This window comes from Aestuariibius sp. HNIBRBA575, assembly GCF_040932005.1.
Taxonomy (GTDB): Bacteria; Pseudomonadota; Alphaproteobacteria; order Rhodobacterales; family Rhodobacteraceae; genus CANLNM01.
Genome location: NZ_CP162414.1, coordinates 2,844,296 through 2,857,943, shown reverse-complemented (window position 1 = coordinate 2,857,943; position 13,648 = coordinate 2,844,296). Strand labels below are relative to the sequence as shown.

The 13,648-nt window shown below is 54.8% G+C and carries 15 protein-coding genes; 8 read left to right on the top strand and 7 right to left on the bottom strand.

Features of this window, described 5'->3' with window-relative positions; translation table 11 throughout:
- The 7 genes from paaC to AB1F12_RS14370 all read right to left on the bottom strand — a co-directional run bounded on the left by paaC (nt 1) and on the right by AB1F12_RS14370 (nt 5,810).
- Nucleotides 1-768 carry a 1,2-phenylacetyl-CoA epoxidase subunit PaaC gene (paaC, locus tag AB1F12_RS14400; RefSeq protein ID WP_368185058.1) on the bottom strand — a complete coding sequence of 256 codons (768 nt, stop codon included), beginning with the start codon at nt 766-768 and terminating at the stop codon, nt 1-3.
- Nucleotides 768-1,001: a 1,2-phenylacetyl-CoA epoxidase subunit PaaB gene (gene paaB / locus AB1F12_RS14395; RefSeq protein ID WP_368188382.1), complete on the bottom strand. Its 234-nt coding sequence runs from the start codon at nt 999-1,001 to the stop codon at nt 768-770. Before paaB ends, paaC begins: the two co-directional genes overlap by 1 nt.
- A gap of 101 nt (nt 1,002-1,102) precedes the next feature.
- Complete coding sequence (paaA, locus tag AB1F12_RS14390; protein ID WP_368185057.1) at nt 1,103-2,077, bottom strand: 1,2-phenylacetyl-CoA epoxidase subunit PaaA; 975 nt, start codon at nt 2,075-2,077, stop codon at nt 1,103-1,105.
- A gap of 16 nt (nt 2,078-2,093) precedes the next feature.
- Nucleotides 2,094-3,296 carry a 3-oxoadipyl-CoA thiolase gene (gene pcaF / locus AB1F12_RS14385; RefSeq protein WP_368185056.1) on the bottom strand — a complete coding sequence of 401 codons (1,203 nt, stop codon included), beginning with the start codon at nt 3,294-3,296 and terminating at the stop codon, nt 2,094-2,096.
- A gap of 235 nt (nt 3,297-3,531) precedes the next feature.
- Nucleotides 3,532-3,939, bottom strand: a complete 408-nt coding sequence (locus AB1F12_RS14380; protein WP_368185055.1) for a VOC family protein — start codon at nt 3,937-3,939, stop codon at nt 3,532-3,534.
- A gap of 21 nt (nt 3,940-3,960) precedes the next feature.
- Nucleotides 3,961-5,160, bottom strand: coding sequence for a pyridoxal phosphate-dependent aminotransferase (locus AB1F12_RS14375; protein WP_368185054.1), 1,200 nt, complete (start codon nt 5,158-5,160; stop codon nt 3,961-3,963).
- Nucleotides 5,157-5,810, bottom strand: coding sequence for a TetR/AcrR family transcriptional regulator (locus AB1F12_RS14370; RefSeq protein ID WP_368185053.1), 654 nt, complete (start codon nt 5,808-5,810; stop codon nt 5,157-5,159). Before AB1F12_RS14370 ends, AB1F12_RS14375 begins: the two co-directional genes overlap by 4 nt.
- A gap of 290 nt (nt 5,811-6,100) precedes the next feature.
- On the opposite strand from AB1F12_RS14370, the gene AB1F12_RS14365 reads away from it, so the two are divergent.
- From AB1F12_RS14365 to AB1F12_RS14330, 8 genes are all read left to right on the top strand, one after another.
- Complete coding sequence (locus AB1F12_RS14365; protein ID WP_368185052.1) at nt 6,101-7,837, top strand: ABC transporter substrate-binding protein; 1,737 nt, start codon at nt 6,101-6,103, stop codon at nt 7,835-7,837.
- Nucleotides 7,838-7,961: 124 nt separating this feature from the next.
- Nucleotides 7,962-9,035 (top strand): ABC transporter ATP-binding protein, encoded by a 1,074-nt coding sequence (locus tag AB1F12_RS14360; protein WP_368185051.1) that lies wholly within the window; start codon nt 7,962-7,964, stop codon nt 9,033-9,035.
- Nucleotides 9,035-10,120, top strand: coding sequence for an ABC transporter ATP-binding protein (locus AB1F12_RS14355; RefSeq protein WP_368185050.1), 1,086 nt, complete (start codon nt 9,035-9,037; stop codon nt 10,118-10,120). Before AB1F12_RS14360 ends, AB1F12_RS14355 begins: the two co-directional genes overlap by 1 nt.
- Nucleotides 10,117-10,980: a carbohydrate ABC transporter permease gene (locus tag AB1F12_RS14350; RefSeq protein ID WP_368185049.1), complete on the top strand. Its 864-nt coding sequence runs from the start codon at nt 10,117-10,119 to the stop codon at nt 10,978-10,980. The genes AB1F12_RS14355 and AB1F12_RS14350 overlap by 4 nt, the downstream gene beginning before the upstream one ends.
- Nucleotides 10,977-11,774: a carbohydrate ABC transporter permease gene (locus tag AB1F12_RS14345; RefSeq protein WP_368185048.1), complete on the top strand. Its 798-nt coding sequence runs from the start codon at nt 10,977-10,979 to the stop codon at nt 11,772-11,774. Before AB1F12_RS14350 ends, AB1F12_RS14345 begins: the two co-directional genes overlap by 4 nt.
- Nucleotide 11,775: 1 nt before the next feature.
- A complete protein-coding gene (locus AB1F12_RS14340; RefSeq protein ID WP_368185047.1) occupies nt 11,776-12,054 on the top strand; it encodes a DUF2160 domain-containing protein in 279 nt (92 codons plus the stop codon).
- An 82-nt stretch (nt 12,055-12,136) separates the two neighbouring features.
- A complete protein-coding gene (locus AB1F12_RS14335; protein ID WP_368185046.1) occupies nt 12,137-12,532 on the top strand; it encodes a BlaI/MecI/CopY family transcriptional regulator in 396 nt (131 codons plus the stop codon).
- Nucleotides 12,522-13,643, top strand: coding sequence for a M56 family metallopeptidase (locus AB1F12_RS14330; RefSeq protein ID WP_368185045.1), 1,122 nt, complete (start codon nt 12,522-12,524; stop codon nt 13,641-13,643). Before AB1F12_RS14335 ends, AB1F12_RS14330 begins: the two co-directional genes overlap by 11 nt.
- The last annotated feature ends 5 nt before the right edge of the window (nt 13,644-13,648 follow it).

Sequence of the window (13,648 nt, the reverse complement as noted above, 5' to 3'; positions counted from 1 at the left end):
CTACCAGGTTGCTCCGGGATAGGCGCGCTGAAGCCACTGCATTTGCGTCAAGAGATGGCCCAGATGTTCGGTGTGCTGAAAACCAGTTTTACCGCCTTTATGGGCAAAACCACCTTCGGGGATTACCAACGTGGCTTCGGTCAGGACCGGTTTGACATACGCATCATATTGGGCACGCAGATCAGCCAAATCCGGGGCGATACCCGCAGCGGTCATTGCTTTGTCTACGGCGTCACTGACGAACATTTCACCGATATAGGGCCACAACAGATTTAGAGCGTCTTGCATCCGCTTATGGCTCTCAGGGGTGCCGTCGCCCAAACCGACAACCGTCTCGCCAGAGCGTTCGATATGGTACTGCACTTCTTTGACGGCCTTTGCCGCAATCGCCGCGATCTGTGTGTTGGTGGATTGCAGCAAAGCGGTCAACATGGCCAGATGCCAAGCATCAAACAGGAATTGCCGCATCATGGTTTGACCGAAATCGCCGTTGGGCTGTTCAACCAGCAGCACATTGCGGAAATCCCAGACGTCACGCAGCATCGCGATATCATCCGCTGTGCGATCCTTGCCCTCGACGTCGCCCGCCAGACCAAGCCACATCTGCGTTTGGCCGATCAAATCAAGCGCGGTGTTGGCCAGCGCGATGTCTTCTTCTAACACGGGGGCGTGACCGCACCATTCACTGACGCGATGCCCCAACACCAGGGTGTTATCGCCCATGCGGCACAGAAACTCGAACAGGTGTTCTGATGTTACATCGGCCATCACATCGCCCCTACATCTTTGGGAATGTCGAAAAACGTCGGATGTCGATAAACCTTGCTTTCGGATGGCTCATATAACGGTCCCTTTTCCGAAGGAGAAGACGCCGCGATGTGACGCGCCTCAACGACCCAGATGCTGACGCCTTCGTTGCGGCGGGTATAGACATCGCGGGCATTCTTGATCGCCATTTCTTCGTCAGGCGCATGAAGACTGCCGACATGGCGGTGGCTCATGCCGTGCTGGCCGCGGATGAACACTTCCCATAGCGGCCATTCGTGGCGCTTGGGCTTGGTTTGTGTTTCGGATTGTTCGGAATTTGCGGAACTAAGAGAGGTCATTGCGCTGCTACCTTTCGTGCCTTGCGTTTCTGGGCGTGTGCCAAAAGACCATCACGCACCCATTTGCCATCGTCCCATGCCTTGTTCCGGGCGGCGAGGCGTTCGGTGTTGCAGGGGCCGTTGCCTTTGATCACTTCAAAAAATTCGGCCCAATCGGGCTCGGCAAAGTCATAACCGCCCTTGTCCTCGTTCCATGTCAGGGTCTCATCGGGAACGCTCAGGCCAAGGTATTCGGCCTGTGGTACCGTCTGATCGACAAATTTCTGGCGCAGCTCGTCATTGGTATTCATCTTGATTTTCCACGCCATCGACTGCGCGGAATGCACGGAATCTGCATCGCTCGGTCCAAACATCATCAGCGATGGATACCAGAACCGGTTCAACGCGTTTTGCGCCATCGCCTTTTGTTGTGGCGTCCCCTGCGCCATTTTCATCATGATGTCGTAGCCTTGGCGCTGGTGAAACGATTCCTCTTTGCACACGCGGATCATCGCACGCGAATACGGGCCAAAGGACGTGCGCTGCAACGGCACTTGGTTCATGATTGCCGCCCCATCAACCAACCAGCCAACAGCGCCCATATCGGCCCATGTCAGTGTCGGATAATTAAAGATGGAGGAGTATTTCATCCGACCATCCAGCAACATTTCTGTCAGTTCGTCGCGCGACACGCCCAGCGTTTCAGCCGCACAATAAAGATATAAACCGTGCCCTGCTTCATCCTGCACCTTGGCCAGCAGGATCGCCTTGCGTTCAAGCGTCGGGGCGCGGGTGATCCAGTTTCCTTCGGGCAGCTGGCCCACGATTTCGGAATGCGCGTGTTGGCCGATCTGTCGGATCAGCGTTTTGCGATACCCCGCCGGCATCCAATCCTTGGGCTCGATCTTTTCGCCTGCATCAATGCGCGCCTGAAAAGCCTGCGCCATTTCGCTGTCATCGGCAGCTTCGGATTTTACCATTTGTGCATACATGTTCTATCCTCCTGGTTTAGACGCGTTCAATGATCATGGCTGTGCCCTGTCCGACACCGACGCACATGGTGCATAGCGCATAGCGCCCACCGCTGCGTTTCAGGTGGTGTGCCGCGGTTAAAACCAGCCGCGCCCCCGACATTCCAAGTGGATGACCCAATGCAATCGCGCCGCCATGCGGGTTCACCCGTGGGTCATCATCAGCCACACCAAGTTGGCGCAACGTCGCAAGTCCCTGCGCAGCAAAAGCTTCGTTCAGTTCAATCACATCCATCTGGTCAATCGTCAGCCCCGCGCGTTTGAGGGCTTTCTCGCTTGCGGGGGCAGGGCCAATGCCCATGATGCGTGGCTCGACACCCACCGACGACATGCAAACGATGCGGGCCATCGGTGTCAGCCCGTTTGCCATTGCGGCCCCTTCAGAGGCGATCAACAGCGCAGCAGCACCGTCGTTTACACCGCTGGCATTGCCTGCCGTGACCGTCAGGTTCGGGCCATTCACGCCTTTGAGTTTGCTCAGGGCTGAGGCATCGCTACTGGGGCGGGGATGTTCATCTGTGTCGACGATAACAGGGTCCCCTTTGCGCTGCGGCACAGCGACCGGGACGATTTCGTCGTTGAAAATGCCCGCGTCATGTGCGGCCGCCCAACGCGCCTGTGATCGCGCGGCAAAGGCATCCTGATCCGCGCGGCTAACATCAAAATCAGCGGCGACGTTGTCTGCTGTTTGCGGCATGGAATCAACGCCATAGGTGGCTTTCATTTTTGGGTTCACAAACCGCCATCCGATTGTTGTGTCATAGACAGTGTTTGATCGGGTAAAGGCAGCGTTGGCCTTTGGCATCACAAAAGGCGCGCGGCTCATGCTTTCGACACCACCAGCGATGGTCAAATCGTAATCGCCCGCCTTGATCCCGCGTGCGGCGAAACCGATGGCGTCCATCCCACTGGCACAAAGACGGTTCACGGTCGTGCCCGGCACATCCACAGGCAGCCCCGCCAACAAGGCGGCCATGCGCGCGACGTTGCGATTGTCTTCGCCTGCCTGGTTGGCCGAGCCATAAATAACGTCGTCAACTGCGGACCAATCAACGTCCCGGTTGCGTTCCATCAGGGCTGTAATTGGCAGCGCCGCCAGATCGTCCGTCCGCATCGTTGAAAGTGCGCCACCATACCGACCAATGGGCGTGCGAACCCCATCGCAAATCAAAGCATCCATCTGCGCATCCTCCCAAAAATTAATCGACCGCGTGGTCGGTATATGTTTGACCGGGGATTCGAGCAACCTAAAAGTTACAAATCTTTAGGATGGCAAAAAATCTGTAACGTTTTATGTGAGAGCTTGGATGCGGTCAGTTAAATGGGCTGTTAAGTCTCAGCAACCGGTGTCGAAAACCACCATATACAAAGCGTTTCTGAGGATTGCACAAATCTGCGCTTCCCAAACTTTAGCGTCAATTTGAACCGTCTTGCGTTTCATAAAGCTCAATCGGCAGCCTGTCGGGATCGGGGAAAAAAGTAAAACGCGCACCGGTAAATTCATCGATACGGATTGGTTCAACGTCGATATTCGCATCTGTCAGGTGTTGGATCGCATGATCCAAATCCGCGACCCCAAAGGCTAGATGCCGCAGGCCGCAATGTTCTGGATGCGATCCGCGCGCCGGGGGATCGGGAAATGAAAACAGTTCCAACTGGCCACTATCGGGTAGCTTTAGATCCAGTTTCCAGGATTGACGTTTCGCGCGGTAGTTTTCGGAAATGATCGGTAGGCCCAGAATCTGCGTGTAGAAATGTTTCGACGCGCGATAGTCCCGACAAATAAGAGCGACATGGTGAATATGGGTCAGGTTCAGAGCCATGTTTCGTTTCCTATGATCCACCTAAACATAGGCGGCAGATGTTTCGGGTTTAACCAACGCGGCATGTGCCAACAGCCGGTCGCAGGCGGTGTCCATCAAGGTATCCTCAACGGTCAATGCCATTCTGATCCATCCCTGCAAACCTTGGCCAAAGGATGTGCCGGGCATCACCGCAACGCCGGTTTTTGTCAGCAAATCCATGGCAAATTCTGAATCATCTGGGGTGAGGGATGCGATGTTGAGCAGTAAAAACATCCCTGCATCCGGTTTTTGCACATGCATGCCAAATGACCCGTCTAAACGGCGCTGCACTGTGTTTGCGCGCTGGGCAAATCGCTGGCGCATGCCAATTGCCACCTCTGACGGACGTGACAGAACCTGCGCCGTTGCATCCGCCAAAAATGGCTGGTTTCCAAAGAGCATCGTTTCCGCCACCGGCAGCACCCGGTCAACAAAGTTCGCGGGGCCAACGCACCAGCCGCTTCTGAAACCGGGGGCGGCGTGGCTCTTAGAGATAGAAGAAACGGAGATCACACGATCCTGCAGATCATCGCGATCCAAAGGAGACTGAAATGTCGCGTTGTCAAAAATCAGGTCTTCGTAAACTTCGTCTGATAGGATCCACAAATCATGTTTTCGGGCGAGCGCACCAATGGCGTCGATGTCATTGGCCGTTAAAATGGACCCCGTGGGATTGTGGGGTGTGTTCAGGAAAATAACGCGTGTTTTGGCGGTGATCCGTGCAGCGATATCGTCTGCAGCCAAACGAAACCCGTTCTCGGCCCGCAACGGAACGGGTACGGCGCGTGCGCCGGTCGCGGCAATGACGCCTTCGTAGGTGGCATACATCGGATCGCCAACAAGCACCTCGTCGCCGTCACTGACCAGACCCATCATCGCAACATAAAGCGCGGTTTGCGTGCCCGGCAGACATAAAAACTGCGCCGGTGATATCGCCCGGCCACAGCGAGCGGTGTATTTTTGAGCCAATGCATTGCGCAGATTGTCTTCTCCGCGGCCGTTTGAATATCGGGTGCGACCGGCGTTCAGGCTTTGGATTGTTGCCTCTATCAAATTGGCCGGGGCGGGGACATCTGGTTCGCCAATGGTCAGGTCAATGATGTCGTGACCTTGGTTTTTCAGAATGCGAGCGTGATTGTACACTTCCCATTTGGCGCCGCCCAAATTGGCCAGCCTTTCAGTGATTGGGGCATATTTCATGCGGCGGGATCCTTGTGAGTTTGAGGATGGGCAAGGCCAAGGATGGCGTGGATCGAACGGGTGGCGATCATGACGAGGGTTGGATGATCCAGCAGGTCCGGCAGCATCGATCCCTCAAGCCAGAGCCCGTCTAAAACGGCGTTACAAGCAAGGGCGAGATGGTGAATTTCATTGTCATCTGCATCGCGCCCCGCGGCAATCAGGATCGGTTTGATCAACATTTCCAGTTCTTGGTGATAGGCCTGATATTGATTTTGGTGAACCTGCCGCATGGCGTGGTCGCGTGGCACCATCTGGATGAACCCGGCCCAGATTTGCGCCGCATCAGGGGACATCACGGGCGGAGATAAGGTGCTGGTGATGAACCGTGCCAACATTTGCAACGGGGGCAGGTCTTGGGTCAAATCCGGGGTCGTGCTGAGATGGGTCAAGCTGCGCATGTGATGTTCAAACGCGGCACATAGCAGGTCCTCTTTGGTGGTGAAATGATGCCGGATCAAACTAAAGGAAACGCCCGCCTCTTGTGAAATGGTGCGCACTGTTGCTGCCTCTACGCCACGATTGGCAACCACGCGCAATGTGGCTTCGATCAGGTCACGGCGGCGTTCCTGCGCCGGGACACGGCTGAATTTTGGCGTGGTCTGGGGCATGTCGATCCTAAAAGTCGTTGCTGTACGGTCGTGCAGTAAGGTGATTCTCGCAAGCGAAATTGAGTTAACGAAAATGTGAATTTTTATCGTCCAAGCGGCGCGCAAAACGGCGGCATCATGGCAAAACCAAAAGCCAAAGCAAAAATGAGACCAATTATTACTGTTTATTTTCAGTTGTGTAGGCGCATATTACTTAACTACTAAAGAATTAGTTTGACAGATGGGGCCTTTGCCGATGACATTAGGGCATCGGTAAATCCGATTACCAAAATCTCTAGGGAGGAGACGAGATGCGTAAGTATCTTCTCTCCGCAGTGGCGGCGTCTGCCGTGATTGCGGGGTCCAATAGCGCTATGGCTGACGAAGCCGCAGCGACACGCTGGATTGATCAGGAATTCCAGCCATCGACGTTGACCAAAGACGAACAGATGGCAGAAATGCAGTGGTTCATCCAAGCCGCGCAGCCCTATGCTGGGATGGAAATCAACGTTCTGTCCGAAGGCATTCCAACACATAGCTACGAAAGCGAAGTGCTGGCACAGGCATTTGAAGAGATCACCGGCATTAAGGTGAACCATCAGATCCTAGGCGAAGGCGAAGTTGTTCAGGCTGTGCAAACACAAATGCAGACCGGGCGGAATCTTTATGACGCCTATGTCAACGACAGTGACCTGATCGGCACCCATTCACGCCTGCAATTGGCGCGTAACCTGACCGACTTTATGGCGGGCGAAGGGGCGGCTGTGACCAATCCGGGGCTGGATCTGGCTGACTTTATGGGCATTCAGTTCACCACCGGACCGGATGGCGATCTGTACCAGATGCCGGATCAGCAATTTGCCAACCTGTATTGGTTCCGCAAAGATTGGTTCGACCGGGAAGACCTGCAGGCGCAGTTCCGCGAAATCTACGGATATGATCTGGGTGTGCCGGTAAACTGGTCCGCCTACGAAGATATCGCTGAATTCTTTAGCGTGCATGTTCAGGAAATCGACGGCACCGCGATCTATGGTCACATGGATTACGGCAAACGTGCGCCTGACCTTGGCTGGCGGATGACCGATGCGTGGCTGTCTATGGCCGGTGCTGGGTCTGTTGGTGAACCAAATGGTGTGCCAATCGACGAATGGGGCATCCGCATGGAAGAAGGCACCTGTAACCCCGTGGGCGCATCCGTGACCCGTGGTGGGGCTGCCAATGGTCCAGCTGCGGTTTACGCGATCCGCAAATGGGACGAATGGCTGCGCGCTTATGCACCTCCGGGTGCGGCGTCTTATGACTTTTATCAGTCATTGCCAGCATTGGCGCAGGGCAATGTCGCCCAGCAGATTTTCTGGTACACAGCGTTCACCGCTGACATGGTTGCCCCGCAATCCGCCGGTAACAACACAGTGGACGAAGAAGGCAATCCATTGTGGCGCATGGCCCCATCCCCGCATGGCCCCTATTGGCAAGAAGGCCAAAAAGTTGGCTATCAGGATGTTGGATCCTGGACCATTCTGAATTCGACCCCACTGGATCGTGCTCAGGCGGCTTGGCTTTATGCGCAATTCGTGGTGTCCAAAACTGTGGACGTGAAAAAATCCCATATTGGTCTGACCTTTATCCGGGATTCCACAATCAACCACGAAAGCTTTACCGAACGTGCACCGCGTCTGGGTGGCTTGGTTGAATTCTATCGGTCCCCGGATCGGGTTGCGTGGTCGCCAACTGGCGTGAACGTGCCTGATTATCCAAAGCTGGCCCAGATTTGGTGGCAGCAGATTGGCGACGTGAACTCTGGGGCGTTTACCCCCCAAGAAGCCATGGATCGTCTGGCCGAAGAAATGGACATCACCATGTCCCGTATGCAGGCCGCGGACGAAGCAGCCAATGTCTATGGCGGCTGTGGTCCACGTCTGAACGAAGAGCAGACTGCGGAATATTGGTATGAAAACGGTGGCGCTAAACCCCCGTTGGATAACGAAAAACCGCAAGGTGAAACCGTCAACTATGACGAACTCGTTGCCCGCTGGGCGTCAGAGTAACCTTCCCTGATCGGCGTATTTCTTCCTGCGCCGACATCGGCTGGGGCTTAGCGGCCCCAGCCACAACCGCCGCAAAGTCGGCCAGATCATGCACGCGACCGCAACAGGTCACGCAAAGGTTCCCATGTCACTGCACGTAAAAAACATCACCAAACATGTCGCAGGCCAGGTCCATATCAAGCCGACCACGCTTGAACTGGAGACCGGCCACTTCAATGTTTTGCTAGGCCAGACCGGCGCAGGTAAAACGTCCCTGATTAAAATGATGGCTGGGCTGGATCCCATCGCTGACGGCCAGATTTTCATGGATGGTCAGGACGTTACCGCGCTGAGCACCCAAAAACGCAACATCAGCCTCGTGCATCAGTTTTTCGTAAACTACGCCCATATGAGCGTTTACGACAACATCGCGTCGCCGCTGAAAGTGGCCGGAATGGCCAAATCTGAAATCCAAGGCCGTGTCGAAGAGGCGGCGGATATTTTGCAATTGCGCCCGATGCTGAACCGGCGCCCGCATGAATTGTCGGGTGGGCAGCAGCAGCGGACCGCCTTGGCGCGGGCGATTGCCAAAGAAAGCCGCGCGGTGTTTCTGGACGAACCGCTGGCCAATCTGGACTACAAACTGCGCGAAGAATTGCGCGAACAGCTGCCCGAATTGTTCAAAGGCCGCGGCGCGGTAGTGGTGTACGCCACATCCGAACCCGAAGAGGCGCTGTTGCTGGGGGGCTATACGGGGTTGATGGATGACGGCGTTGTCACCCAGTTCGGTCCCACCGCCGAAATTTACCGCCGCCCTGGTTCCCTGTTGGCCGCCAGCGTGTTTTCCGACCCGCCGATCAACGTGGCCAAGGTCGTCAAACAAGGCGACCGGATCATCATGGGGCAGGTGTCTTGGGATGCCACAGGCGCAGCCCAGACCCTGTCAGATGGCGAATATGCCATGGCCGTGCGCCCGCACCACGTCACGCCCGTGCCAACGGACGTCAACATCGTCGCGCTGAATGGGCATGTGTTGGTGACAGAATTATCCGGGTCCGAAAGTTCGGCCCATTTCCAAATGGCGGATGACGCTTGGGTTTCGTTGTCCCACGGCGTGCATCCTTATGAAACCGGCGAAGATCACCCGTTTTACCTCGATCCGACGGCCTGTTTCTACTTTGCCCCCGATGGCACCCGCGTCACAGGAGAGACTCTCTGATGGCTAAGATCACCCTATCCAAATTGCGGCATTCCTATATGCCCAACCCGAAATCACCGGCGGAATACGCGCTAAAGGAAATCGATCTGGATTGGTCCGATGGGGGCGCTTATGCGCTGCTTGGTCCATCTGGATGCGGCAAATCCACGTTGCTGAACATCATTTCAGGCCTACTGGTCCCGTCAGAAGGCCAGATCCTGTTTGACGGCCAGGACGTGACTGCGTTGCCCCCGGATCAGCGCAACATTGCGCAGGTTTTTCAGTTCCCGGTCATCTACGACACGATGAGCGTTTACGACAATCTGGCCTTTCCGCTGCGCAATCGCGGTGTGGATGAGGCAACGATCAAAACCCGCGTCACCGAAATCGCAGAAATGTTAGAAGTGACCGACATGCTGGGCACCCGTGCCGCCGGTCTGTCGCCTGATAACAAACAGAAAATTTCAATGGGGCGTGGATTGGTGCGCGACGACGTGAATGTCGTGATGTTTGATGAACCGCTGACAGTGATCGATCCGCATCTGAAATGGAAACTACGATCCAAGCTAAAGGAACTGCATCAAAAAGTGCGCGCCACGATGATCTACGTGACCCACGATCAGACCGAAGCGCTGACATTTGCGGATCAGGTGGTGGTGATGCAAGACGGTGAAATCGTCCAAATCGGCACCCCGGTTGAGCTGTTTGATCGGCCCGCGCATACCTTTGTGGGGCATTTCATCGGATCGCCCGGCATGAACGTTCTGGATGTTGAATTGCGCGACGGTGGCGCCTTTTTCCAAGGCAATCATGTGCCATTGGAAGGGCCGATGCTGGACCATGAAGGCGCGCCGCAAATCGGGGTGCGCCCTGAATTTGTATCACTGTCCGATACGGGCCTGCCCGCAACCGTACACAAAGTGGCCGATGTCGGTCGTCACAACGTCGTCGAGGCGATGGTCGGTGATGTTCCCGTCAAGGCCGTCACCAATGGCGCGGCCCCCAATCCGGGCGACGCTGTGCATCTTAACTTCAAAACATCCCAGACCCGGCTTTATCGCGGGGGATGGCTGGCGAGCCAAGCCAATCAGGAGGCAGGCCAATGAAAACTCAAAACCAAAAGGCATGGTTCTTTGTCCTGCCGGTCCTGATCTTGGTCGCGTTCAACGCGCTGATCCCAATGATGACCGTGGTGAATTATTCCGTGCAGGAAACCTTTGGCAACAACGTGTTCTTCTGGGAAGGCCTGCGCTGGTTCGAAGAATTGCTGAATTCAGACCGGTTCCACGCCGCGCTGGGGCGTCAGTTCCTGTTCACTGGCATCATTCTGGCGATCGAAATTCCGCTGGGGATCATCATTGCGCTGTCCATGCCCCGTCAGGGATTTTGGGTGCCGGTTTGTTTGATCCTGATGGCATTGCCGATGCTGATCCCGTGGAACGTTGTCGGTGCGATGTGGAATATCTTTGCGCTGCCTGACATTGGGTTGCTGGGGTATCTGATGAACCACACGCTGGGCATCGATTATGACATGACTCAGAACCCGCTGGCCGCATGGGCGACCATTGTGACCATGGATGTTTGGCACTGGACGTCGCTGGTGGTGCTGCTTTCATATGCCGGTTTGGTGTCCATCCCGGACGCCTATTACCAAGCCGCGAAAATCGACGGCGCATCCAACTGGTCTGTATTCCGCTATATCCAATTGCCGAAAATGAAACAGGTGCTGACCATCGCGATCCTGTTGCGGTTCATGGACAGTTTCAACATCTACACCGAACCCTTTGTTCTGACCGGCGGTGGGCCGGGCAATTCGACCACATTGCTGTCGATTGATCTGGTGAAAATCGCCTTGGGTCAGTTCGATCTGGGTCCGGCTGCGGCGATGTCGCTGATCTACTTTGCCATTACGCTGCTTGTCAGCTGGCTGTTCTACACACTTATGACCAAGGATGACGACCAATGAAGAAGCGTAGTCTGATCCCGATCTTTTATATCCTGTTTCTGCTGTTGCCGATCTATTGGCTTGTCGCCATGAGCTTTAAGACAACCAACGAAATCCTGTCTGGGTTTTCGCTGTTCCCGCAGACATTCACGATCGACAATTACGTCACCATTTTCACCGATCCAACGTGGTATTGGGGCTATATCAACTCGATCATTTATGTGTCGCTGAACACGGTGATTTCGATCGCAGTTGCCCTGCCAGCCGCCTACGCGTTTTCACGCTATCGGTTTCTGGGCGACAAAACCCTGTTTTTCTGGCTGCTGACCAACCGGATGGCCCCGGCTGCGGTGTTTGCCTTGCCTTTCTTTCAGCTCTATTCGGCTGTGGGATTGTTTGACACGCATCTGGCGGTGGCCTTGGCGCATGCCTTGTTCAACATCCCGCTGGCGGTCTGGATCCTAGAGGGATTTATGGGCGGCGTGCCCAAGGAATTGGACGAAACCGCCTATGTGGATGGCTATTCCTTCCCCCGATTCTTTGCGACGATATTTTTGCCGTCAATCAAGGCAGGTGTTGGCGTTGCGGCGTTCTTTTGCTTCATGTTTTCGTGGGTCGAATTGCTGTTGGCCAAGACACTAACCGCCGTCGAGGCCAAGCCGATTGCCGCCACAATGACCAAAACCGCGTCCTCTGCTGGATATGAGCTGGGCCTGTTGGCTGCGGCGGGGACGCTTACCATTATTCCGGGCGCGATTGTGATCTATTTCGTGCGCAACTACATCGCCAAGGGCTTTGCCCTGGGAAGGGTTTGATATGTTTAACTGGATGGCATGGACGTGGCCGACCGCGTTGTTTTTCATCGGGATTTTCACCGCAATGGCGATTATCACCATGATCGAAATCCGCTATCCCGGCACGTCAGAACGCAAAGGCGCGCTGGGCCTGACCACCACCCGCGGCGACCGGCTCTTCCTGTCGCTGCTGGGCACGGCTTATATCTTTCTGGCGTGGTTGTTGTTCTTTGGAATGCCGCTTTGGGCACCACTGGGGATCAGCATCTGTTGGGGCGTTTTCTGCTTCTTTAAAGTGTAAAACGCAAAATTCTGGAAAAACGAAAGTTTTCGTATTAAAAGAATAGTGGGGACGAGCAGAATAAGTGATGACGGGATAGATAATGCGGACCAAGCGTAAGAGTGAGTTTTTAACCGAGGTTGAACTGGAGTTCATGACTGAACTGTGGGCCTTGGGGCAGGGGTCCGTGCGCGATGTGCTCGCGCGATTGGCCCCGGAACGCAATCTTGCTTATACGTCTGCCGCCACGATCCTGCGCATCATGGAACAAAAGGAATTTGTCACCAGCGAAAAGGACGGGAAAACGTTCATCTATCGCCCTGCATTGGCGAAAAATGAATATCAGTCGCGCACATTGCGTGATCTGTCAGATAAATTGTTTGACGGAACCCCGGCATCATTGGTGGCACGTTTGGTAGACGATCAAGGAATGTCCGAAGAGACATTAGAGGAGATACGGGCGCTTCTGGATAGGAGATTGACCGACCATGATCATTGAGAGTTTGCTGAGCGTCTATCTGGATGTGAATATCGTGCTGATATTTGCAGCGGTCATTTGGTTTGGAACCAAACACCTGTTGGCAAAATCGCGATTGAAACATGCGTTTCTGGCGCAACTTCAAATGCTCTATGCGGTGCTTCTAACGGTGGCCCTTACGCCGGTTATCCTGTTTGGGTTTGAAACCCTTCGTCAATCTGGCCTGCTTGGGTCAACGACAGCGTTCAATCTCTCTGATTTTGTTGTGTCCCAATATCTGAACGGCAATATCGCCCTTGCGCCAACGCAGTTCCAGAAATTGCTGATGCTGCGCAGTGAACTGACACAAGATATCATAACGATGTCTACCCTGCTTGCTCAGATGATTGTGGGCGTTGGGGTGCTTGGCTTTGGTTATTGCATGGCCAAAACCCTATTTAATGCGTGCAAGATTAGCCGCTTGATTTCGCGGGCCTATGTTCTGCGTCGCCATGGTCATGTGGATGTGCGAGTCACGCATGAAATTGGTGTGCCATTTTCCACCCGTGGGCTGTGGCGCCATTATGTGGTGCTTCCGACGACCATTCTGGCGCAATCAAACGATGCCCGTGTGGCCGTCAGTCACGAATTGCAACATGTCCGGCAACGGGATTTGGCGTGGGAAATCATCCTTGAAACGCTGCGCCCTGTGTTTTTCTGGAACCCGGCATTTTCGCTGATGAAACGCGAGGTGGAAAAGTTCCGTGAACTGGCCTGTGATCAACAGGTGCTGTCGCATAAGCCGTTCTCGGTCAAAGAATATTGCGATTGTCTGCTGCGTGTCTGCCGCGCAAGCTTGGGTCACCGCCGGAACCAGTTGATGTCACACAGCGTGCCTTTTGCGCATCTCGATCAAAGCACACGAGGCCATGGCTCCAAAAGCTTTCTTAAACGTCGGGTGTTGTCGATGCTGGCCTTGACCCGCAATCCGGGCGGCGCTGTGACCTTGGTTTTGATGCTGTCGGTGATGGTGTCGGTGACCACAATGACGATCATTGCCCAACCTGCCAGCGGCTGGAGCCAGGACAGATTGATGTTGTCGACAATCGTCAATCTAGAACGACTGGAAATGCGCAACAGTTCTGGAAACTAAGCGTT